Annotated in this window: 20 protein-coding genes; 13 read left to right on the top strand and 7 right to left on the bottom strand. The window is 40.7% G+C overall.

The window, feature by feature from the left end; genetic code table 11:
- The first annotated feature begins 98 nt into the window (after nt 1-98).
- Nucleotides 99-2,519: a TonB-dependent receptor gene (locus tag EGI32_RS02250; RefSeq protein WP_255153735.1), complete on the top strand. Its 2,421-nt coding sequence runs from the start codon at nt 99-101 to the stop codon at nt 2,517-2,519.
- A gap of 71 nt (nt 2,520-2,590) precedes the next feature.
- Here EGI32_RS02250 and EGI32_RS02245 read toward each other — a convergent pair whose 3' ends face one another.
- The 6 genes from EGI32_RS02245 to EGI32_RS02220 all read right to left on the bottom strand — a co-directional run bounded on the left by EGI32_RS02245 (nt 2,591) and on the right by EGI32_RS02220 (nt 6,418).
- On the bottom strand, nt 2,591-3,208 hold the full coding sequence (locus EGI32_RS02245) for an alpha/beta hydrolase (protein WP_255153734.1): 618 nt from the start codon (nt 3,206-3,208) through the stop codon (nt 2,591-2,593).
- A 2-nt stretch (nt 3,209-3,210) separates the two neighbouring features.
- The gene (locus EGI32_RS02240) at nt 3,211-3,933 is read right to left on the bottom strand and encodes a ring-cleaving dioxygenase (RefSeq protein ID WP_255153733.1); all 723 of its coding nucleotides are present in this window, start codon (nt 3,931-3,933) and stop codon (nt 3,211-3,213) included.
- On the bottom strand, nt 3,906-4,163 hold the full coding sequence (locus EGI32_RS02235) for a VOC family protein (protein WP_255153732.1): 258 nt from the start codon (nt 4,161-4,163) through the stop codon (nt 3,906-3,908). The genes EGI32_RS02240 and EGI32_RS02235 overlap by 28 nt, the downstream gene beginning before the upstream one ends.
- A gap of 18 nt (nt 4,164-4,181) precedes the next feature.
- Complete coding sequence (locus EGI32_RS02230; RefSeq protein ID WP_255153731.1) at nt 4,182-4,478, bottom strand: GNAT family N-acetyltransferase; 297 nt, start codon at nt 4,476-4,478, stop codon at nt 4,182-4,184.
- A gap of 292 nt (nt 4,479-4,770) precedes the next feature.
- Nucleotides 4,771-5,616 (bottom strand): nucleoside 2-deoxyribosyltransferase, encoded by an 846-nt coding sequence (locus EGI32_RS02225; RefSeq protein ID WP_255153730.1) that lies wholly within the window; start codon nt 5,614-5,616, stop codon nt 4,771-4,773.
- A 16-nt stretch (nt 5,617-5,632) separates the two neighbouring features.
- Entirely contained in the window at nt 5,633-6,418 is a 786-nt protein-coding gene (locus EGI32_RS02220) for a nucleoside 2-deoxyribosyltransferase (protein ID WP_255153729.1), read from the bottom strand.
- Nucleotides 6,419-6,610: 192 nt separating this feature from the next.
- Between EGI32_RS02220 and EGI32_RS02215 the strand changes: the two genes are divergently transcribed.
- The 10 genes from EGI32_RS02215 to EGI32_RS02170 all read left to right on the top strand — a co-directional run bounded on the left by EGI32_RS02215 (nt 6,611) and on the right by EGI32_RS02170 (nt 18,740).
- A complete protein-coding gene (locus EGI32_RS02215; protein WP_255153728.1) occupies nt 6,611-7,357 on the top strand; it encodes a hypothetical protein in 747 nt (248 codons plus the stop codon).
- A gap of 230 nt (nt 7,358-7,587) precedes the next feature.
- Nucleotides 7,588-7,779, top strand: a complete 192-nt coding sequence (locus EGI32_RS02210) for a hypothetical protein (RefSeq protein ID WP_255153727.1) — start codon at nt 7,588-7,590, stop codon at nt 7,777-7,779.
- Entirely contained in the window at nt 7,779-7,967 is a 189-nt protein-coding gene (locus tag EGI32_RS02205; protein ID WP_255153726.1) for a hypothetical protein, read from the top strand. The genes EGI32_RS02210 and EGI32_RS02205 overlap by 1 nt, the downstream gene beginning before the upstream one ends.
- A gap of 55 nt (nt 7,968-8,022) precedes the next feature.
- Nucleotides 8,023-8,415, top strand: coding sequence for a hypothetical protein (locus tag EGI32_RS02200; protein WP_255153725.1), 393 nt, complete (start codon nt 8,023-8,025; stop codon nt 8,413-8,415).
- A gap of 220 nt (nt 8,416-8,635) precedes the next feature.
- A complete protein-coding gene (locus EGI32_RS02195) occupies nt 8,636-9,340 on the top strand; it encodes a hypothetical protein (protein ID WP_255153724.1) in 705 nt (234 codons plus the stop codon).
- 9 nt (nt 9,341-9,349) lie between these two features.
- Nucleotides 9,350-10,069: a hypothetical protein gene (locus EGI32_RS02190; protein WP_255153723.1), complete on the top strand. Its 720-nt coding sequence runs from the start codon at nt 9,350-9,352 to the stop codon at nt 10,067-10,069.
- A gap of 22 nt (nt 10,070-10,091) precedes the next feature.
- Nucleotides 10,092-11,399 carry a hypothetical protein gene (locus tag EGI32_RS02185; protein WP_255153722.1) on the top strand — a complete coding sequence of 436 codons (1,308 nt, stop codon included), beginning with the start codon at nt 10,092-10,094 and terminating at the stop codon, nt 11,397-11,399.
- Nucleotides 11,282-13,954, top strand: a complete 2,673-nt coding sequence (locus EGI32_RS02180) for a hypothetical protein (RefSeq protein WP_255153721.1) — start codon at nt 11,282-11,284, stop codon at nt 13,952-13,954. Before EGI32_RS02185 ends, EGI32_RS02180 begins: the two co-directional genes overlap by 118 nt.
- Before the next feature lie 18 nt (nt 13,955-13,972).
- Nucleotides 13,973-18,298: a DUF6443 domain-containing protein gene (locus EGI32_RS02175; protein ID WP_255153720.1), complete on the top strand. Its 4,326-nt coding sequence runs from the start codon at nt 13,973-13,975 to the stop codon at nt 18,296-18,298.
- A gap of 10 nt (nt 18,299-18,308) precedes the next feature.
- Complete coding sequence (locus tag EGI32_RS02170) at nt 18,309-18,740, top strand: hypothetical protein (RefSeq protein ID WP_255153719.1); 432 nt, start codon at nt 18,309-18,311, stop codon at nt 18,738-18,740.
- Between the two features lie 41 nt (nt 18,741-18,781).
- On the opposite strand, the gene EGI32_RS02165 is transcribed toward EGI32_RS02170, so the two are convergent.
- Nucleotides 18,782-19,060, bottom strand: coding sequence for a helix-turn-helix domain-containing protein (locus tag EGI32_RS02165; protein WP_255153718.1), 279 nt, complete (start codon nt 19,058-19,060; stop codon nt 18,782-18,784).
- Nucleotides 19,061-19,181: 121 nt separating this feature from the next.
- Between EGI32_RS02165 and EGI32_RS02160 the strand changes: the two genes are divergently transcribed.
- Complete coding sequence (locus tag EGI32_RS02160) at nt 19,182-19,796, top strand: hypothetical protein (protein ID WP_255153717.1); 615 nt, start codon at nt 19,182-19,184, stop codon at nt 19,794-19,796.
- Between the two features lie 378 nt (nt 19,797-20,174).
- A complete protein-coding gene (locus tag EGI32_RS02155; protein WP_255153716.1) occupies nt 20,175-20,642 on the top strand; it encodes a hypothetical protein in 468 nt (155 codons plus the stop codon).
- The last annotated feature ends 385 nt before the right edge of the window (nt 20,643-21,027 follow it).

Below are 21,027 nucleotides of genomic sequence, written 5' to 3'. Positions count from 1 at the left end.
GCCGCTTATCCTGCGAAATATTTCTTTTACATCTTTTTTTATTTTAACTGTAACATTTCTTATTCTCTTTGCGTAAGACTAGAAAATCAGAAACTGTTATGAGAAAATTATTGACCGTTACCTTATTGTTGCTCTCGTTCTTTTTTGAAGCGACCGCACAAAACAATCCACCATTAACGGGCACGGTTACAGACCCATCCAGCAAGCCCCTCCGGGCAGTCACCGTTTCTTTGCTCAACGCTAAAGACAGCAGCCTGTTAAGGACTTCCATCACAGACAATGATGGTAAATACGAACTTCAGTCACCCGACAGTTCCTACCTGCTGCTATTCAGCATGACAGGTTTTTCTGAAAAATACAGTAAGCGGTATGCCGCAGGCGAAAAGCCTGAAGGCAACATAACGCTGGAAGTTTCAGGAAAAAAACTGGAAACAGTTACCGTTACGTCTAAAAAGCCGATGATCGAGATCAAGGCCGATAAAACGATCTTCAATGTAGAAGGCAGCATCAATGCTACCGGAAGTAACGCGTTGGAACTCCTGCAGAAAAGCCCGGGTGTTCGTGTAGACAATAATGAGAACATCAGCATGAAGGGTAAGAATGGTGTTAAGATCTACATCGATGGTAAAATGACGCAACTGGATGCCAAAGACCTGGCGGCTTACCTGAAAGGTATCAACAGCACTGATGTGGAAGCCATTGAAATGATCAGCAACCCGAGCGCAAAATACGATGCCAGTGGTAATGCCGGTATCATCAACATTCGCCTGAAGAAAAATAAAAAATACGGTACCAACGGTTCGGTGAATGCCGGGCTGGTACAGGGTGTTACGCCAAAAGGCAACGGAAGCCTCAACCTGAACTTCCGCGATAAAAAAGTAAACGTGTTTGGTAATGCCGGTTTCTTTATCGGGGATTATCACAACAACCAGGATATCTACCGCATTCAGAGCGATTCTATTTACGATCAGAAGAGCAACAGCATTTCTTCCAATAAATATTACAACGGTAAAGCCGGCGCCGATTTCTTCATCGACAAAAGAAATACATTTGGTGTGATGGCTTCAGTGAGTATCGGGGATGGTGTATGGGATAATAAAAGTCAGACGATCGTAAGCTACGATCCAACTAAAGCATATGCCAAAACGCTGAATGCAACCAATAGCATTGCGGGTAAGCGAACCAATTTCAATGGTAACCTCAATTACCGTTTTGTAGATACTACCGGTACAGAGATCAATGCTGATGCGGATTACGGGTTATTCCGCGGAACAGGGAGCAGCTTTCAGCCTAACTATTACACCGACGGGAGTGGCAACCCGCTTTACAGCATCATCAACCGCAATAACACACCTACCGACATCGATATCTACACGGCAAAAGTAGATGTGGAAATGAACAAATGGAAAGGTAAATTCGGTTTCGGTGCAAAGGCGGCTTATGTAAAAACACGCAATGCATTTGAATTTTTTACCGATCAGAACGGTGTGCCCGTTAAAAACCTGCAACGCAGCAACCGGTTCGAATACATTGAAAATGTAAATGCATTGTATGTAAATTATCAGCGTGAACTCACCAAAAAGATCAGCCTGCAGACAGGCTTACGTGCGGAACAAACCAATAGCGAAGGCGACCTGACCCGTGATGACGGTATCGTACAGGCGGATAACAATATCAAACGCAGCTATCTCGATTTCTTTCCAAGTGCCGCACTTACGTACAATATCAGCGAGAAACATACGCTGAACCTCACTTACAGCCGCCGTATCGACAGGCCTTCTTACCAGGACCTTAACCCATTTGAAAACAAACTGGATGAGCTCACCTATCAGAAAGGAAATGCCTTCCTTCGCCCGCAATATACCGGCAACATTGAGCTGGCACATACGTTCAAGAGCCTCATCACCACAACAGTAGGGTATAGCCACGTAAAAGATTACCGGTCGGAAATACTGGATACTACTAACAGCAATGCTACCTTCATTCAACAGCGTAACCTGGCGAGCCAGGCCATCTATTCCATCAGCATCGGTTCTTCATTGCCCATTGCAAAATGGTGGAGCGGGTATGTGAATTTTTATGGCAATTATCAGCGCTTCAAAGGACAGCTGACCAACACGGATCTTGATCTTGATGTAACGGGGTATGGCGGTTATCTGCAAAATACCTTCCAGTTGGGCAAAGATTATTCAGCAGAATTCAGTGGTTGGTTCAATGGGCCAAGCCTGGATGGTACCATCCGTTCAAAATCGATGGGTGCGGCGGATATAGGGTTGCAGAAACAATTCATGAAGAAAAAAGCTACTGTTAAGATCAGCTACACCGATATATTCCACACGGCACGCTGGGCAGGTAATTCAGACTTTTCCGGGCTGTATATCAAGTTGCGCAGCGGCTGGGAAAGTCAGACATTCAGGGTGAATTTCACCTACCGTTTCGGTAGCAACCAGGTGGCCAGTTCAAGGCAACGTAAGACGGGGCTGGAAACGGAAGCGGGAAGGATCAAAGGGGGAAACTAGATCAATTAATAATTAATAATTCATAATTCATAATTCATATAAAAATTGCCCGGTTGATAACCGGGCAATTTTTATATGAATATGGTCTTATTAGCCATTTCAATTTCATCTTCATTGATCGTATGGCCCATGTTGTTGTAGATCTTTTCGGTAACATCGGCATGTTTGCTTCTCAAAATATTGCTGCTGGCATACACTCTTTCTACCGGTACGTGCGGATCGGGATTTGAGCTGCCAATGAATACAGGCGTGTTTTCAAAATCGCCGGAATAATGATCGGGATATATTTTATCACCGATCAATCCTCCCGTCAACGCCACTACGCCACCGTATCTTGCAGCATTTCTTGTTACAAACTCAAGTGTAAGGCAGGCCCCCTGCGAAAACCCCAGGAAATAAATATGTTGTTTAGCTATCCCTTTTTCTTCTATATCCTTTACCGTTTCTTTCAAAACTTCCAAGGCAGAAGATAACCAAGGCTCGTTGTTTTTAGGCGGGGCCAGGAAAGAATTCGGGTACCAGCTGTTATTTTTCGCCTGTGGCGCAATCAACGCATACTCTTTCACCTGAAAGTATTGCGCCAGCGATAAAATGTCTTCCGCATTGCCGCCACGGCCATGCACCATGATCAGGGCTTTTGTAGCTTCATCTATATTTTTCCCCGCAAAGATCAGGTCTTTGGTATGCATGTTCAATCGTATTTGGTAATATCCAACGTAATGGGTGTAAGCGCTTTTTCGATCGAGTCCCGCTGCGGTTCAAATTGCGGTGGAAGCTTCAGCGATTCGCCCAGATGACCGGGCGCTTCATCCACGCTGAAGCCCGGGCCCGAAGTGGCTACTTCAAACAATACCCCGCCCGGCTCGCGAAAATAGATAGAGGTAAAATAATTGCGGTCGAGGATAGGAGTGGTGTTGAGCATCCTTTGCAAAATCCTGATACGTACTTTTTCCTGTGTCGCTTTGTCGGGGGTGGCAAAAGCGATGTGGTGCACAGAACCACGGCCAGGCAAGCCTTTCAAACTATCAGGCGAACAAACGATATCTACAAAATTCCCGGGTTCGTTTTTTGCCGCAAAGCGGAAACGGTTCCCTTTTTCGCTGATCAATACATGATCGAGTTGCTCGGTAAGCAAGCCCGCGGTACGCTCATAACCTTCTTCCCATATTTCCACATTGTAAAATCCCTTGATGGAATGCTCCGGTGGTATGTGCCCGTAGGTAAATCCGGGGCGCTTGTCGCGGTCATTGAATACAAGCTCAAGCCCCACGCCATCGGTGTCTTCAAAGTATACCACCATTTCGTCATCAAACCTTGCTGAAGGTTTTTTGTAAGTGATGCCATGTTTTTCAAACCGGCTTAGCCAGTAATCCAGTGAAGAAGCCGCTACCGAAAAGCTGGTGGTGTTGAGCATTCCCTTACCGTGGCGGCCGCTCTGCAATCCTTTGTAGGGAAAAAAGTAAGGATGGTGCCCGGGCTGCCGGTTTCATCACCGTAATAAAAATGATACACATCTTCGGCGTCGAAATTAACGGTCTTTTTTACCAGCCTGAGCCCGAGGAAGCCGGCGTAAAAATCAATATTTTCCTGGGCGCCACCCGCAACGATCGTTACATGATGGATACCTGTGATGAGTTTTTCCATATAAACGGGGTTGATGAATTATGATTCTTTTTGCCAGATATCCGCATATTCGTCGGGGTGCCTTTTAAACTGGGCATGCACAAACGCACAAAGGGGCAATACTTTCAGTTGATGCTCGCGGGCATGTTTCACCATTTCGGCCAGCAGCAATTTTGCAATGCCCTTGCCTTCGGCTTCAGGGTTTACTTCTGTATGGTAAACAGTCAGCAGCGCATCTTTGATGCTGATCACCATTTCACCTAGTTTTTTACCGTCTTCCAGCGCAGTGAAAGCACCGTGATTTTTTTCGTTGAGATCGAGGGATATTGAAGCCATACTTTCTAAAATGGTTTAAGAAATACAAGTTACATTATTTTTTTGAGTGCTTAAAGCTGGATTATTAAGGGGCTGTTATCACTGTTTTTGAAGTTGAATGGTACACCTGTATCGTTCATTCCTATGCAATGTGGCATAAAAGCAGCAGCACAATTGAAGTACATCTAAAATCAATTTTTGATAAAAATATCAAGGAGATGTCAATGCAGTTGTTGTTATTTTGATAAAGGTTTATCACTGAATCTTGCGCAGGGTTACTAGTAACTCATTTGGAATGTTCATTCATTGCTTTTTAAAACGGGTTAATTGGCTGCACTGCATCAACTATGAAATTAACTGAATTTACTCCATAAGCAGTGAATACTTGCAAAACCATTTTATACTGCCCTTCGAGTTTTTCTGTGCGATTGTTATGTGGTATGAAGTCTATCCTATGATATGATGAAGGATAAAGGTCAATGATTGACTCAGTATCAAAATGTAGAATATAACCTTCTTCAGTAGGAATTAATCTTTTGTTAGGACTATCATCACCCACAAATCCTTCGTCTGTTAGAAGACCTAACTTGATATTAGAAACAACATTTTGTGATTTGTTTAAAATGTCTATGGGTAGCGGAATTTCAGTAAGACCATAAAAATTCCCTTTCACTTCAAGAACACTGTCTTCTGTAATTCGAGTGCCATTTACAGAAAATACTAATTCAGTGTTATCGGGGATAGCCGGCACTTCTGGATTTTGAATAAAGTATAGAAGCTTTTTTGTTAACTCACTTTTTAAAGTGCTTATACTTTTGTTATACACGATAAAAGGATGATGTTTTAAATCAAAGGGGATGTCAGCAGCTTCTTGAATAATAAGTATTACACGTTTATTAAGTGCATGTGCATATCCAACTTCATAAAAAACATTTGGATTTTTACCTGTCATATCAGCTACAATAATGTCAGCTTTATTGATTTGATTGTAAATCCGGTCAAGCATTCTTTCTTCATAAATTTGTTCATCTACTCTTTCTCCATAAGTACCTGCATCTTCACACGCAGCTTTAATTCCCAACTTCCATGTGTCATTAAAGTCAGTATGAAAAGGCATCAAAGTAAAAACAAAAGGTTTTGTTGAAGTATTAGTTTGCATTAAATTATATTGAGTTTTAAAAAGGTAAATCATCAGTTAAATCCACGGGACTAGTTTGCCCTGGTGGTTGCCTAAACTGTAATAAGTTCTGATTTGATAAAATCCAGTCCTGTCCCAGAGAGGTTAAACGACATGCGGCGTATTCTTGATTATTGCTATAATCGTCAGATTGTTTGAATGTTTCAACCATTCCATTTTTCGTGAGCGTTAAGATACCAACGGTTGTAGCAATGTTTGTGTAACCTGCTTTATTCATTTCATTTTGCAAGTCATGTATAGCTACACCGTAGTCAGAAGTCAATTGACTTTCCATAATCAAAATCAGCAATGCGATTTGATGACTAGTCAGACCTTCAGTTTCTAAAACCGGAGTGGATTGTAGTTTTTTAACAGTTTTCGCTCTTTCTCTAAATGCTAATATTTTTCTTGTTATCGTATCGCCTAACACTGCAAAATCACTAGATGAACTTGTCTGATAAGTAATTATGTGCCTATGTTGAATGTCAAATGGAAATTTGCCCGCCCGCTCGTCCGAACATACCATAATTACGTCTTTACCACAGGCAACAGCGAACCCCAATTCATACCAAACATTTGGATTGTCAATGCTGATTTCCGCAAAACAGATATCACTTTCTGAAATACCCTTTTCGATATCATCTATGGGCACCCTAACACTTAAATCATTGTCAATACGATAAGGTTCATAACCAGCCTTTTCGATCGCAGGTTTAAAAATATCGACATATCTTTTATCAAACTTTGCCCTATCAAAGGGTTGAATAACAAAGCATCTTTCCATGGTACGAAATTAAATTTCGCTAATATACTGTTTACTTTCAATATAAAATCTTCTCTGGTCTAAGTTCGGCGTATATGGAATAGTTCCCAAGAATGTTCAGTATAGAGTATTGGGCTTCGTGAACTCATTAAAGGCTTTATCCTTTAAAAATGTTCAAATGGGAAATTGTCTATCTTAGAATAAAAAACCCTTATGAGTGAAAAGTCAACTGACTTATTTTCAAAAGAAATCAATGAGTTCATTGCCCATCACAATAACATCAAAAAGCAATACAATCAAAAAGGAAATGAAACTTTAAAGCAGTCAATCGAGTTTTCGAAACAAGAAAAATTACTTCAACCGTTGCATATTTTAGATGCAACCATCATTTTTCTAGTTACGGATATGATTGAAAATGACCGACTGGTTAATAGGAGGCAAAAGTTGAAAATGTTGCAGATGGCTGCGTATTTGCAGGGCATCGATATGGCATCACAACTTATTTTTGAAGGTGGTTACATTAAGGCTGCTGCAACTTTAAAACAGGACTATGAAATGATGGTGCGGTTGCAGGAAATCACAGATGGGAAGGATAAAGATGGCGAAACTCCTAACCCAAAAAACGGCTCGGCAGGTTATCGTATGATGTATGGCTTTTTCAATGACCTGGCACATCCGACAAAAAGGAAGCAAATGTACATAGCGTTAAAAGCTGTTGATGGTAGTTCTATAAACATTTCACCTCACAAAAAGTTCAATAAAGATTTAACAGGGGTGTTGATGTCTTTCAATTGCACTATAAAGTTAGAAATTCTTAAACAAGCTTTAAACTTTCATGCTGAAGTCTATGGAAATAATAAACATCACAAATTGGGGATATCATATTATCAGTTAGTTAGCAAGCATTTAATTGATAGTGGATTTTTTGCACCTGAACAGTCTGATCCTGCAAAGGGATAGCATAAACAGTTTGGCTTCTCACAGTTGAAATCTGAACATTAAAATTTATTGCACTTGTTGGGTCGTCTGCATCATCAACAAACTTTCTTTTGCTTACAGACTTCACAAATTCTAAGGCACATGATTCTTGCCATGCCAATCAGATCTATTCATCAACATATCCAAAGAAATACCTCAGGCAACTTCATTTTTTTACATTCAAAAAAAAAATTAACACAGTTATAAAACGAATGAACAAAAAGACACCTGTCTTTTTCAAAAAGCTCCGCAACATCGGGCTTGGGCTTGCAGCAGTAAGCGCCACTATTATGGCGGGACCTGTAGCGCTTCCAGCCGTGATCATCAAAATAGCGGGATACCTGGCCGTAGCGGGAGGTGTAGCCACCGCGGTAAGTCAAACCGCAGTAAAACGCGATAATTGATGTTGAACGAATCCTTCTTCTGCGCTTCCACAAAAGCCGGAACGGCAGGAGGTTTTCTCACCATCTTGCTGATCAACATCGCTACCAATGATATTCTCAAAACTATACTACTGGCAGCTATTGGTGCTGTAGTAAGTTTTGTAATCTCGTTGAGTTTGCGTGCGTTTGTTCGGTGGTGGAAACGCTGAATGAATATTAAGGCCGCATACAAGTGTGCGGCCTTTTTTTTAAAAAATCAATAGTATGAATTTTGATCTGGAACAAATTAATACAGTAGACGAGTATAGTGAGATCAGGCACTGCATGGATACTTTATTATCCCGACTCTGCTCGCAACATAATACTCTTGTAGAAAAGCTGGAATACGCTCTGGAAAAAAATCGAAAGGCAAAAGTGCAGAAAGAGAAATCTTGCCCAAAATCAAAGCCGCCAGCAGTACCGTTCGTTATTGCATCCGATACCGAAGATCTTCCTGCGGGAAAGTCGGTTCCTGCTAAGAGAGTACGCCGATCCGATAGGGAATTGTATAGCGGTGTAGAAATTGTAAAACTCGAGTTTTTGCGTAATGCTCTAGAAGCTCAGATCGATGTAGCGATACAGTTGAATATGTTGCTTTTTAAAGAAGATAGGCGATAAAAACAAGCACCCACTTTTCGAACAGTTAAAATAGCTTTTGCTTATCAGATCTTCTTCATCTGGGCCTATCTTCAGATATTTTTATTTTTAATAAGTCTTGTCGTTGTTGTTTTTCAGTGCAAGTGTAAATTATTATTCTTCTAAATAGCCCAATTCATGTTTTTCTTTTAAATTAAATACTTAGGTTTGCTTTGCCCTTCGATAACTAAAAACTAACTTTATGAGCCGCCCTAAGCTCAGTCTTTTAATCCTGATAACAACGGTCTGTACACTGCAAATCAATGCTCAGGCAGACTCTTCATTAAAATCTTTACAGCAGTTATCTTCTAAATATTTTGCTCAGGCTGATAAAAAAATTACCAAGTACAGTACCCGCCTCACTTCCAAAACTGAAAAAACAGTAGCAAAACTTACGCGATGGGAAACTAAAATCCGCTCATTACTGCACAAGCCAAGTCCGGAAACAGAACAACGTCTGTTTGCGAACGAAGAAATGACCTTCGCTGGTTTACAGAAAAAATTGCAACAGGGAAAAGTAGTCGCTGAAGGCTATACCGCCCAGTATAATGAATATCGCGATAATCTCACCATGAGCCTGCAATTTGTGATGCAGCAAAAGCAGTTGCTCGATTCTTCTTTGAATCAACCTGTGAATAAAGCTGCTCAAAAAATGGAGTCGCTGGAAAAAGATGTACAGCAAAGCGAAGCGGTGCAAAAATTCATTCGTGAAAGAAAAAAGCAGCTCATTAAGGAATCGCTGAAATATATCGGCAATAGCAAATACCTGGCTAAAATCAATAAAGAAGGTTATTACTATACCGAGACACTTAAAAATTACAAGGAGATATTTTCCGATTCAAAAAAAGCAGAAGCCACGGCTAAAGAACTGCTGAATAAAATACCGGCCTTTAAGAAGTTTCTATAACAGAATAGCATGTTGGCTTCAATTTTTGGCGTGCCCGAAAATTATGGCTCACCCGAGAGCCTTGCCGGATTACAGACGCGATCAAGCGTAAATACACTACTGCAAAGCCGTATCGCCGCCGGTGGACCAAATGCACAAGATATGATGAAACAGCAACTGCAGGCCGCACAGGCAGAGCTATCAAAAATGAAACAAAAACTAACGAAAGGTGGTACCAGTACAGATGATGAGTTCCCGGATTTTAAGCCAAACAACCAACGTTCAAAAACTTTTGCCCAGCGAATGGAATATGGATTGAACATACAATTTGCAAAGAGTAACCTATTGCCTTCCATAGCAGATATCGCGGTGACAGCCGGGTATAAAATAAATGATAATAGCAGCGCAGGCCTTGGGATAAGCTACAAATTAGGTATGGGATCATTCCAACATATCCGTTTTAGCCATCAGGGGATAGGTTTGAGAAGTTACGTTGATTGGAAGATAAAGAAGAATCTTTTTGTAAGTGGTGGTGGCGAACTAAACCATAATAGTGAATTCAGGAAATTCAGCCAATTACAAAATGAAGCGAACTGGCAAGTAGCCGGGCTGGTAGGCCTGATGAAAAAATTACCACTAAAATCAAAGTTTACAAAAACAACCCGATTTCAAATATTATACGATTTTTTATATCGTACCCACAAACCGGTGAGTCAGCCAATACTATTCAGGGTAGGATACGGATTCTAACAGACTAAATGTAAAGTGTAACATGAGAATTTTCAAACGATTATTTTGCTGCGCAGCAATGGGGCTAGCAGCAACGATGACCCAGGGCCAGGCACCCAACGACCTCCCCGTCATAGTACCTCCATCTCCGGAACTAGCATCGCTTGCAAAGATAGGTGAGTTGAGCGCTGGGTTACATACCGGTGCAGCCAATGTAAGTATCCCGCTTTTCGACGTTGCGGCTGGTGGCGTAAAAATGTCGCTTGCACTTTCGTATTCCACCAATGGGGTAAAAGTGAACGATATCGCAAGCCGGGTAGGACTTGGTTGGAACCTCATTGCCGGAGGAAGTATAACCCGTACCATCCACGATGAGGCCGATGGTGACCCATCAGTGACCTGGAAAAGTCCTCCGGACTTCGGAAATGCTGCTGCAACATATGATTATGCTTTTTATGCCAATAAGGATAATTATGATACAGAACGTGATGAATATTCATTTTCTGTAAATGGTATGTCAGGGAAATTTTTTATGGATGAAAATAATATTCCCAGGATGATGAGCCATAGCAACATCAAAATAGAAAAAAGCGGAAAAGTGTTCACACTAACCGATGGAAGGGGAACACGTTATATTTTCGGAGATGCTGCAACGTCTCCAAACAGCTTTGAGGAATACACAGTTAGTTATACGACCAACGGTATAGGACGTAATAATAAAGCGAGCCAGACAGGGTGGTTTCTTCGGAAAGTAGAAACACCGGAAGGTGATTTAATTAACTTCAGTTATCTGCCGGTTACTATTGAAACTATCCAGGGCCCCAGCCAATCTATGATAGTAACTCCATCGGCAGGTAATTCCTATAACGCAATCTGTAATGCAGGCAATCCTTGCGTAGGAAGATGGACAGCGCCTATGATGAATGAGGTTAAATATACCACCTCTTATCTAACTGGTATTACTACTTCCAGTGGACTGATGCTTTCCCTTACTTATAGTTCACGCGGTGACCTTGGTGGGGATAAACGGCTTGATGATATTTCTATTTCGCAGGGGGCTACCAGTGTTGCCACGGCACTAAAACGATATCATTTTGAATATGAAAGTTTCAACATAGCAAATGACAAAAATCAGCGTTTTTACCTGAAAAAACTGTATACCTATTCTACCAACCTCGTAGGGGGATACCAGATGCAACGCTTGTACATCAGTTTGAATACAACGACCGTTCATTGCCTTCCCAAAAGTCGTATGCCCAGGATTATTATGGTTACTTCAACGGAGCTACCAACAATACTGGATTTGCGCCGGTGGATAACGGTTGGATGTATGGAAGTCCTGGAGAAGTGACGAACCGTACCCCGGAATTTACCAGCATGCAAAAGGGGGTGCTTAAAAAAGTAATTTATCCGACAGGAGGTTCCGAAGAATTCAATTACGAGCAACATACTTTGCCCGAGCAGGTATACGACAGCAGTTTTACAGTAGTTAGCACTGAGGGAACGGGACCAAACTCGAATATCACTCAGTATACTATGAAGACTATCACTTTCACCACAGGTGCGATACCATTTGCAAAAACGACCATCAAGTCAGAGATAAACCCTGGATACACTTCGAATATTCCCGAGGATAATCATATGCTGTTTGAATTTCAGCTATATCAAGGCACTACTGCAATTGGCCCCATCCTTAAAAAGAAAGAGTATGGAGAGTTCAAGCAAAACTATTCAAGTTTCTATCTTCAGCCGTTTACCGAATATCGGGCCGAAATAAAAATATTTTTGATTAATACCAAGGCCACTCTTACTATTGAACATAGTCCGGTGCTCACCGCTCGTTGGCAAAATAATCCTGCCTGCGGCTTACGCGTGAATAACATCGTTTCATTTGATCCAGTCAGTAATAAACAAACAACCCGATATTACAAATATGCAGGCCTTACCAATCTGCAGAAAAGTACCGGTATGGGTATGTTGGTTCCTGATCTGTCTCAACATTATGAAGGCGGGGGTACTTGTGCATCTTATACAACAGGTAGCAGCGTAATTTATTCACAGATCTTATGTAATAACCTGGCCCAATTTAGCTCCAGCAGCATTTCCGGCACCATCAGTTTTGGTGGGTCATCAGTCGCATATACAGATGTAATCGAGTCTGATGATGCGGCGTTTGTCAACGGAGGCATTCAGCATTCCTTTTATACAGAATTAAATGATAGCAGGCCATTGCCAAAGTTAGGAAGCATCATGCCCTCAGCGCCCCGAAATCTATATGCGGATAGAAATGGAATAGAAGAAAAAACAATTTGGTTTAAAAAGAATGGAACAGGGTTCACTACCCTCAAAAAAAGTGAAAGCACCTACAGTGTTGACAATCGAGTATCTTATTCTTTCACGAGCTATGTTAATAGACAAAAATGGGAGCCAATCGGCACTTTACCAAACAATGAAAAACTGCTTGCATTCGATTGTGGGGAGTATAAATATAATAGCATATGGTTTCATCTCGATAACATTTCTATAACCGAATATGATCAGGACGGGCAAAATCCTATGGTCACCAGCACCAGCTATGAATACAATAACATTCAACATACCCAACCTACCAAAATTACCACTACTAATAGTAAAAATGAAATATTGGTTCAGGAATCCACTTATCCGGCAGATTATGCAACTCTACCTTACACAGCTATGGTAGCGGACTACATAATAAGTCCTGTGATCGAATCAAAATCTTCCAAGGCAGGAAATGTTATGGCAATCGTTAAAACGGACTACAAGAACTGGAGTGGTAAGATCTATCGACCCGAAATAGTAAATATGCAGAAAGGCAGCAATCCTGCAAATAAAGAGCCGCGTCTTCATTATTATGCTATGACATCCAACGGTAATGCACTTGAGGTTGCTAAAGAAGATGGTATACGGATGTCTTATGTGTGGGATTATGAAAATACGATGGCCATCGCAGAAGTGAAAAATGCACAGGTAACTGATATCGCATATAGCAGTTTTGAAACCCCTGCCGGTACGGGCAACTGGACTTTGACGGGCACCCTTTTACCTGCAGGAAGCAGCGACCTCAATAACTACTGGACAACATACACCGATGCACTTACAGGCAAACGTTCGTTTGGAGGGAAAATTACCAAAACTGTTTCGCCAGGCAAGAATTATACAATCACGCTGTGGGCCAAATCCGGTTCTAATACACCCACTGTCAACAACCTCGCCGGAACATTACTATTAACTAAGGGTAGCTGGAACTTATACAAATGGAATGTAACCGGAGTGAGTAGCGTTGCGGTTCAATGTAACCAGATGGATGAAGTAAGATTGCATCCCGCAGGTGCTTTTATGACCAGTTACACCTATATTCCTTTTGTTGGAACTTTAACGATAACGGATCCTGTAAACAATATCCAATACTATGAATATGATGGTTTAAACAGGCTCTTGAGGGTACGTGATATTGACAGAAATATCTTAAAGCAATACGATTACCAGTATAACCAGGCAATAACACCATGTGCCAATAAAATTGCCAACTGGTTGCCTACAGGTAATACCCGTTGCCTAACCAACTCTAATAACGTGTACACAGGAGCAAAAGAAAAAGAAGAGCGGGATGAAAATAATTGCAGTCCTACATATCTGAGCCTCAGATGGACAGCCACTACAACAGGTGTAGGGGAATGTGTAAATACAGTTACTTGCACCGGTGCAGATAAGCGGTTAGTCAACGGTGTCTGCGAAACTGGTGTGAAGACACTGGTGAGTTCGGTAAAATCAGGTAACACCTGGTATTGTACGTGGAAATATGTGTGGAGCGATGGATATGAAAGTGCTACATTCTTAACAACCGGCTCGACAAAATGTTTAGGCGGTCTCGTTGAGCTATAAATCTTTAAAAGTTTAGCAATGTATAAAAGCAGAATGCATAAATCAATTTTTTGTTTATTGGGGACTGTGATCTCTATAAATGCCGCTGCGCAAAATGTTCCCAGCACATGGACAGTATACCCTGCGGAGTTTTTACTAAGTATGCCTGTAGCCAATAACGGCGATGCCAAGATCAACTATGTGCGACAATGGGAGCCCTGGAAACCGATCACCGACCCTTTGTTAGTCGCTTCGCAGCCCTTAAGCGATGTAAAAGTAACCACCATGTATGCTGATGGGCTTGGCCGTACCGTACAGACAGTTATCAAACAAGCCTCTCCGCAGGGAAAAGATATGGTCAGCTATAAAGTATTCGATCAATATGGTCGCGAATCAGTCCAATACCTTTCTTATCCGGGTACTGCAACTGATGGATATTTTAAAACTAATCCTTACGCCGAGCAAAAGTCTTTTTATAGTACCGATCCGCAATATGTAAATGAAAAAGCATATTACAGTAAAACGGTTTTTGAACAAGCTCCACTCGGCCGGGTAAAGGAAACAATGCCAGCGGGTAACACATGGGCAGGAAGCAATCGTGGTGTCTTGATGACCTATGAATTAAATACGGTTGCGGATAAAGTAAAAATATGGTCAATAGCTGAAGCCATCGGAAGCATACCATCCAACTCAGGTGAATATCCGGCCGGGCGACTTTACAAGACGATTTCCCGTGATGAACAAAATGGGAAAGTAGTTGAATTTAAGGATAAGGAAGGCAAGATATTGTTGAAAAAGGTAGCGCTGGGCAATTCGCCGGGTGCCGACTACGATGGATGGTTGAGTACCTACTACATATACGATGATTTTGGCAACCTGCGTTGCGTTATCCAGCCTCGTGGAGTAGAGTATATGCATAGCCAACTTAATTGGACTCTCACTACTACATTGTTAAACGAACAATGCTTTCGCTACGAGTATGATAACCGTAACCGCATGATCATCAAGAAAGTGCCTGGAGCGGGCGAAGTGTGGATGGTGTATGATAAACGTGACCGTGTTGTAATGACACAGGATGCCAATATGCGTGGGCAAAAATGGCTGCTCACACAATACGACGAAATTGACCGTCCAGTAGCAACAGGCTTCGTCAACAGTAGTAATGACCGGGTCTATTTTCAATCGCTTACTACTTATCCGGCACTCAGTGAAGTATTGACTGAAACTTTTTACGATAATTATAGTTACAGTGGAGCAAAATCCTTCGACAATACCGATATCAGTAAGTTGGATGCAGGCAGCAACCCTTTTGCTGAAACGGTGCAGAAAGCGGTGATGGCTACAGGAAAAGTGACCGGCACAAAAACAAAAGTGCTGGGAACCGCCAACCAATATCTTATTACTACCACTTATTATGATGAAAAGAACCGGGTGATCCAGGTGCTTGCCGACAATATCAATGGTGGAATGGATATAGCCAGTTCCCGGTATGATTTCAGCGGTAAACTATTAGCTTCGTATCAAAAACAGACAAATCCAATATCGACTTCGAACCCGTTGACCCGCATACTTACAAAAATGGCCTACAATAGCAATGGTACTTTACAACAGGTTACAAAACAGTTGAATGACGATGGTATTACAAAAGTAATTGCAGCAAATACCTACACGGAATTAGGGCAGCTAAAAACAAAAAATCTTTCGCCTGCCTATAATAGCGGCGCAGGCTTGGAAACTCTTACCTACAATTATAATCTTCGCGGTTGGCTCTCCGGAGTTAATAAAGATTATGTAAATGCGGTCAACACTACTAGTAAATTTGGTTTTACCCTTAGCTACGATTTCGGCTTTACAAAAAATCAATACAACGGTAATATCAGTGGTACCACCTGGCGCAGTATGGGGGATAATGAACTACGTGCCTTTGGCTATGATTATGATATGGCGAACCGCCTGTTAAAAGCAGACTTCACACAACATAACGGAACATGGGTAAACTCACAAAATGTAGATTTCAGCGTGAAGATGGGCGATGGTGAAACAGCCTCTTCTGCCTATGATGCCAACGGTAATATAAAATCAATGTGGCAAAAAAGTTTATTGCTCGGCGCAAGTGACTGGATTGATCAGTTATCATACACTTACACGGATCCCAACGGATTATCCAACCGCCTAAAATTAGTGACAGATGCTAAGAATGACAACGATAGTAAGCTGGGAGATTTTAAATATAGTCCGTCAACAAAAACCAGTACCGATTACACCTACGACGATAACGGGAATATGCTAACCGATGCCAACAAACGTATCTATTCGACCACGTATAATTATCTCAATTTACCCGAACAAATAGAGATTTCTGTATCACCTCAATCAGTCTATATTGGTGGAGGAACCATACAATACGTATACGATGCTGCCGGAAATAAGCTGCGTAAAATTGTTACAGAAAGTTCAGGCCGAACAACCTGGAAAGTAACCACCACTACTTACCTCAACAACATTGTTTATCAATCCCTACAGTATTTTAACGGCTCTGGTCCAATTGCGCCGTTACAGGATATTCAGCAATACATCAGTCATGAGGAAGGGCGCATCCGTTACGTCCCCGCAGAAGGTGCCACAACAGCCTCCTGGCAATACGATTATTTTATAAAGGATCATTTGGGTAATGTGCGAATGACTCTTACTGATGAAGTTAAACCAGCAGCATTATATAAAGCTACTATGGAAACAGTTACCCGTAGTTTTGAAGATCAGTTATTTACAAAAGTAACCGCGACTGAATATAACAAACCATCAGGATTTGACGCTGATGGGGGCAATGCAAAAGTGAGTATGGTAAACAATTCTGCAAGTGCTGACCGGCGGATTGGTCCTGGAGTATTGCTGAAGGTGATGGCCGGGGACAAATTTAAAGCGAGTGTATTTGGGTGGTACCAACCCGGTGCTACAAATACACAGGAGCTTGGAGGGGCTTCGTCCATTGTAACCAGCCTGGTAAGTATTTTGAGTGAAGGTATTGCGGGGGTAGGAAAAATAAGCGGGACGTCATTGGGCAATAGTAACATGCTAAATACTCCTCTTAATGAGCTTTGGCGGATACAACCCACACCAGCACTTAATCAGCCCAAAGCCTACTTAACCTGGCTGGTGCTCGATGAAGAGCAGTTCAAAATGGTGAGCGGCAATTGTGGTGCTATGACGATACCGACCGTTAATAGCGGTGACAGTAAAAAAACACTGCTGGCTAATAATGGCGACTACATTACTGTAAATAAGAATGGATATCTTTATGTATATGTAAGTAATGAAAGCCAGGGTCAGGTTTATTTTGACGACCTGAAAGTGGATCATCTTGCTGGCCCGCTCCTTGAGGAAACGCATTATTATCCTTTTGGACTAATTATGACTGCTATCAGCAGCAAAGCAGCGGGTAGGATGGAAAATAAGTCTAAGTATAATGGTAAGGAAGAGCAGCGTAATGAATTCAGCGAGGGTAGTGGGTTGGATTGGATGGATTATGGGGCAAGGATGTACGATGCACAAGTAGGGCGTTTTTTCACACAAGATAGGTTTGCAGATAAATATGCTTCGATGTCTCCTTATCAGTATGCTGCGAATGACCCAATAAAAAATATTGATGTTAATGGAGATAGTACTTGGACAACCACTACTACCGTAAAACAAAAGGACGGTAGCACTATAATCACACACACGACCCATATCACAGGAAAGGTTTTAGACTTGGCAGGTGTTAAACAAGGCGGCGGCGGCTGTTCTAGTCCCCGAAACGCTGTAGGCGACCTTGTGTCGGGTATTAATAACAAACTTAACTCAAGTACAACAATGTCCGTAAACGGAAATGTCACTGACGTTTACAATTTTGATGCACAATATACGGTGGCAAATAGTATGGATGATGTCTCGTCATCTGACCATTTGTTAGTTGTTGTTGATGATGTAACAGGAAAGGCAGACCCATCTTTAGGGGGAGGAAGTGCCGGAGGAGTATCAGCCTTAAATGGTAAAATTGCATATACCGAAAACTCAAGCAATATGAACTGGTTGATTAACTCCAGTGTTCATGAGATTGGACACAATATGGGCTTGTCACATGAGCCAAAAGGAACTGGTAATGCAATGAGTTATGATTATTCTAACGGCGGCGGCTCTAAATTTGATGGACTACAGATAATGCAGATGTTCAATAGATCTAAGAATGGCGCACTTAACAAGGGGGCTAATAGTCAACACAGCATCAAGAGTACTAATAATTGGTTTTACAACACTTCTTCGAACCAAGAGCCGTATTATAAAAATATATCTAAAGGAGCAAGGATGCCATTAATAGTTAATAACTAAACTAAATATTATGCGATACAAATTTTTTTTATACTCTATACTGATATTGGTTGGTTCTTCCTGTAATAATAGTTCGGGTTATATTACTGTGCTATTGGAAAATAATAGTGACACAAGACCTGCTATTGAAATCGTTACAAATGTAAGTGATACATTGTATGCGAAACACATCGTAAAACGAAATAAGGAGCAAATTAGTTATACAGAGTTTAAAATAACCCAACCTGTAAAATGGGATGAAATCAAGTTGACATTTTTTGTAAATGGCGGACTGGACACAGCGTCCTGTAGTATTGTAAGAGATAGTATAAAAAAAAATACGACGGTTCATGTGAATCTTAACGAAGTTCTTTTTAAGAAAGGTGATAGCTACAATGGCTATACTTTAGATAAGGATACAGTGGTTAAAAAGCAATTCTATAGCGAAGTTATTTACAAATAAAACGAATAAAGCCACTCAATCGAGTGGCTTTATTTATTGCGTCAGTTTTTGCTTGATCTCCTGTTGAAAAGAAAAGCATCAATTAATTTAGAAACTATTGTTTTATTTTCTTCTGTCAGTTCACTGATTTTGTTGAACTGGTTAATGAGTGTTTTATCGTTAATGTTCTCTGCTGCCAGGTCGGCGGTGGTTCCGTTGATTAAATAATCAGTGGAAACATCCAGGGTATTGGCCATTTTTTTGAGTACGTTTGCGGCGGGGCTTGCTTCTCCTTTTTCATACCTGCCGATCTGTGAGTGATGCACACCTATGGCAGTCAAGATAAACAAACTAAGGACATGCAGGAAAGTTATAATAATAAACTTCCCACAGACGGAACTAAATCCGGAGGAACTTCACACTATGCTACGTTTTTGCTAAGATATAAAACAGGTACCGTTTATGTTTGTAGCAAAAATGGATATGGCCCAAAAGGTAGATTTGAAGCAGGAGCAGCATCAGGGGTGCCTACACCAATTTTTAATTATGGGCCGCCAACAGGAATTGGTGGGGGAAGTCCATATTACACACCTCAAAATAAATAAATATTTTATGTTACGTTATGTCATTTGTATTCTGGCCTTTCAAATAGCGGGTCTTTGGGCCATTGGCCAAAAATTAGTTTCAATTGGAAAATACTATGTGAGTTACGACGAAGAGAATTATCGGGAAGATTTCAAAATTGTTAAGCAAAAATTTGCCTATGATCAGCATAACAGACTTTACTTGAATGATTCTTTACTGCTTATAGTTCCCAAGGATTCGGTATTTGAAATTGAAGTTTATGCAGATAGGTATGTTTTTCTCAGTATGTATCCATTTCAAAAGCAATATTCTCCTCTTCCTGTTGAACGCCAGCAAAAAGAGCGTGTGGTTGTATATGATTTAAATCATTATGGTAAACACTGGGATTTTCATTTCCTATGGCATACCAGCCAGGCGCTGCGCTGGTTCGATCCGAAAAGGTCAAAGATTAAACTTGTGCGGGAAAATATTATTACGGCAAGTATTCATTAGTTTTTTAGAGAATTAAATACTGCCTTCTTGAATGCTATATGAGGAATTCGGCAAGTCATAAATGCGTATGAAAAATCTGTTGTTATTAATATGTGCGTTTTCAATTAACTCCGTTTGCTCGCAAACAATAAAATCACTATCACAATTTTTTGTTCAGGATACCCAAAGCGCAAAGTATTTTTTTCCTTTTAAAAGGAGATAATTTTTACTTGGATTCGACTGGCCAATTATTAAAAAATAAAAAATAATTGCAAATCTTCCCGTCGACTCATCTGCTTATTATGAAGTATTGAAAGAAAAATATTTGCTTGTATCATTTTACAGCCGGAAAGACGATTGGGTATCAATACGGGGAGACAAAGGGTAAAAGTTATTTCGTTGAAGAACACCAATATTTCCTGGGACTTTAATTTTGAAAATAAATTTACAAGCGCAGAATTAATAGATTTTAATCCCGAAGGCGAATTGTTTACAGTAAACTTAAAAAGTATAAAATCAATTCCTTTAATAAACGATTCTCTTTTTTGTACAAAACTTGGAAAAATTAAGTTGGCTGAACAAGAGCAAAAAACATGGCCTGCCAATAATCTCCAATGGAAAAATATTCGATTTTGGGTATTGATCGACGCGAATGGTCATGCGTCTCGTATACTATCAAAGAGCTTGAATAAAAATCAACTTCCTGGTTTTGTGCAGGATATTTCCAGGTTGTTAGAAAACACCCGATGGAACAGTAATAAAAAAACTGAAGTCGGTTTTAATGTATCAATTGAAAATGGGGAAATTCGAAAAGCTGTTTTAGTGCGACGGGATAATCGAAATATTACATTAGAAATCTGCAAGTAATTTTTCACTATTTTTTAGCAGGTCCCGACAAGAAATTTGCGCATGTTTATTTGTTGAGGCTAATATGGACTTCCGAAAGGGACTATCAATACAAATAGTCCCTTTTTCTATTTTACGTCAGTAGGGTAAGATTTCTTGAATAATTTCCGCATTGATAGACTAAAAAATAGACCGAAAAAATAAAAGCATTGATTCTGAATGGCTTAGTTTTTTATAACAAGTCCGATATGGACCTGTCGAAGGTTTCATAGAGTCAGCAGATTTGATTTAAAAAAATCATTGCATATTCCTCATAGTTACGCTCCGATTCATATTCTGATTATACGTTATTTCAATAATTTATAGTATTTTACTTCAAATAAAGGATAACTATTTATTATCAATG

This window comes from Ferruginibacter sp. HRS2-29 (assembly GCF_024343615.1).
Taxonomy (GTDB): Bacteria; Bacteroidota; Bacteroidia; order Chitinophagales; family Chitinophagaceae; genus Ferruginibacter.
Note: the sequence above shows the minus strand (reverse complement) of the source record. Positions and strands in the feature narration are given on the sequence as shown.

Bases quoted from the DNA above. Each gene is read 5' to 3' on its own strand.
- EGI32_RS02175 (WP_255153720.1), top strand. From the start codon at position 13,973: ATGTATAAAAGCAGAATGCATAAATCAATTTTTTGTTTATTGGGGACT.
- EGI32_RS02225 (WP_255153730.1), bottom strand. From the start codon at position 5,616: ATGCAAACTAATACTTCAACAAAACCTTTTGTTTTTACTTTGATGCCT.
- EGI32_RS02205 (WP_255153726.1), top strand. From the start codon at position 7,779: ATGTTGAACGAATCCTTCTTCTGCGCTTCCACAAAAGCCGGAACGGCA.
- EGI32_RS02195 (WP_255153724.1), top strand. From the start codon at position 8,636: ATGAGCCGCCCTAAGCTCAGTCTTTTAATCCTGATAACAACGGTCTGT.
- EGI32_RS02210 (WP_255153727.1), top strand. From the start codon at position 7,588: ATGAACAAAAAGACACCTGTCTTTTTCAAAAAGCTCCGCAACATCGGG.
- EGI32_RS02220 (WP_255153729.1), bottom strand. From the start codon at position 6,418: ATGGAAAGATGCTTTGTTATTCAACCCTTTGATAGGGCAAAGTTTGAT.
- EGI32_RS02160 (WP_255153717.1), top strand. From the start codon at position 19,182: ATGTTTGTAGCAAAAATGGATATGGCCCAAAAGGTAGATTTGAAGCAG.
- EGI32_RS02190 (WP_255153723.1), top strand. From the start codon at position 9,350: ATGTTGGCTTCAATTTTTGGCGTGCCCGAAAATTATGGCTCACCCGAG.
- EGI32_RS02170 (WP_255153719.1), top strand. From the start codon at position 18,309: ATGCGATACAAATTTTTTTTATACTCTATACTGATATTGGTTGGTTCT.
- EGI32_RS02185 (WP_255153722.1), top strand. From the start codon at position 10,092: ATGAGAATTTTCAAACGATTATTTTGCTGCGCAGCAATGGGGCTAGCA.
- EGI32_RS02235 (WP_255153732.1), bottom strand. From the start codon at position 4,163: ATGGAAAAACTCATCACAGGTATCCATCATGTAACGATCGTTGCGGGT.
- EGI32_RS02250 (WP_255153735.1), top strand. From the start codon at position 99: ATGAGAAAATTATTGACCGTTACCTTATTGTTGCTCTCGTTCTTTTTT.
- EGI32_RS02215 (WP_255153728.1), top strand. From the start codon at position 6,611: ATGAGTGAAAAGTCAACTGACTTATTTTCAAAAGAAATCAATGAGTTC.
- EGI32_RS02240 (WP_255153733.1), bottom strand. From the start codon at position 3,933: ATGCTCAACACCACCAGCTTTTCGGTAGCGGCTTCTTCACTGGATTAC.
- EGI32_RS02245 (WP_255153734.1), bottom strand. From the start codon at position 3,208: ATGCATACCAAAGACCTGATCTTTGCGGGGAAAAATATAGATGAAGCT.
- EGI32_RS02230 (WP_255153731.1), bottom strand. From the start codon at position 4,478: ATGGCTTCAATATCCCTCGATCTCAACGAAAAAAATCACGGTGCTTTC.
- EGI32_RS02200 (WP_255153725.1), top strand. From the start codon at position 8,023: ATGAATTTTGATCTGGAACAAATTAATACAGTAGACGAGTATAGTGAG.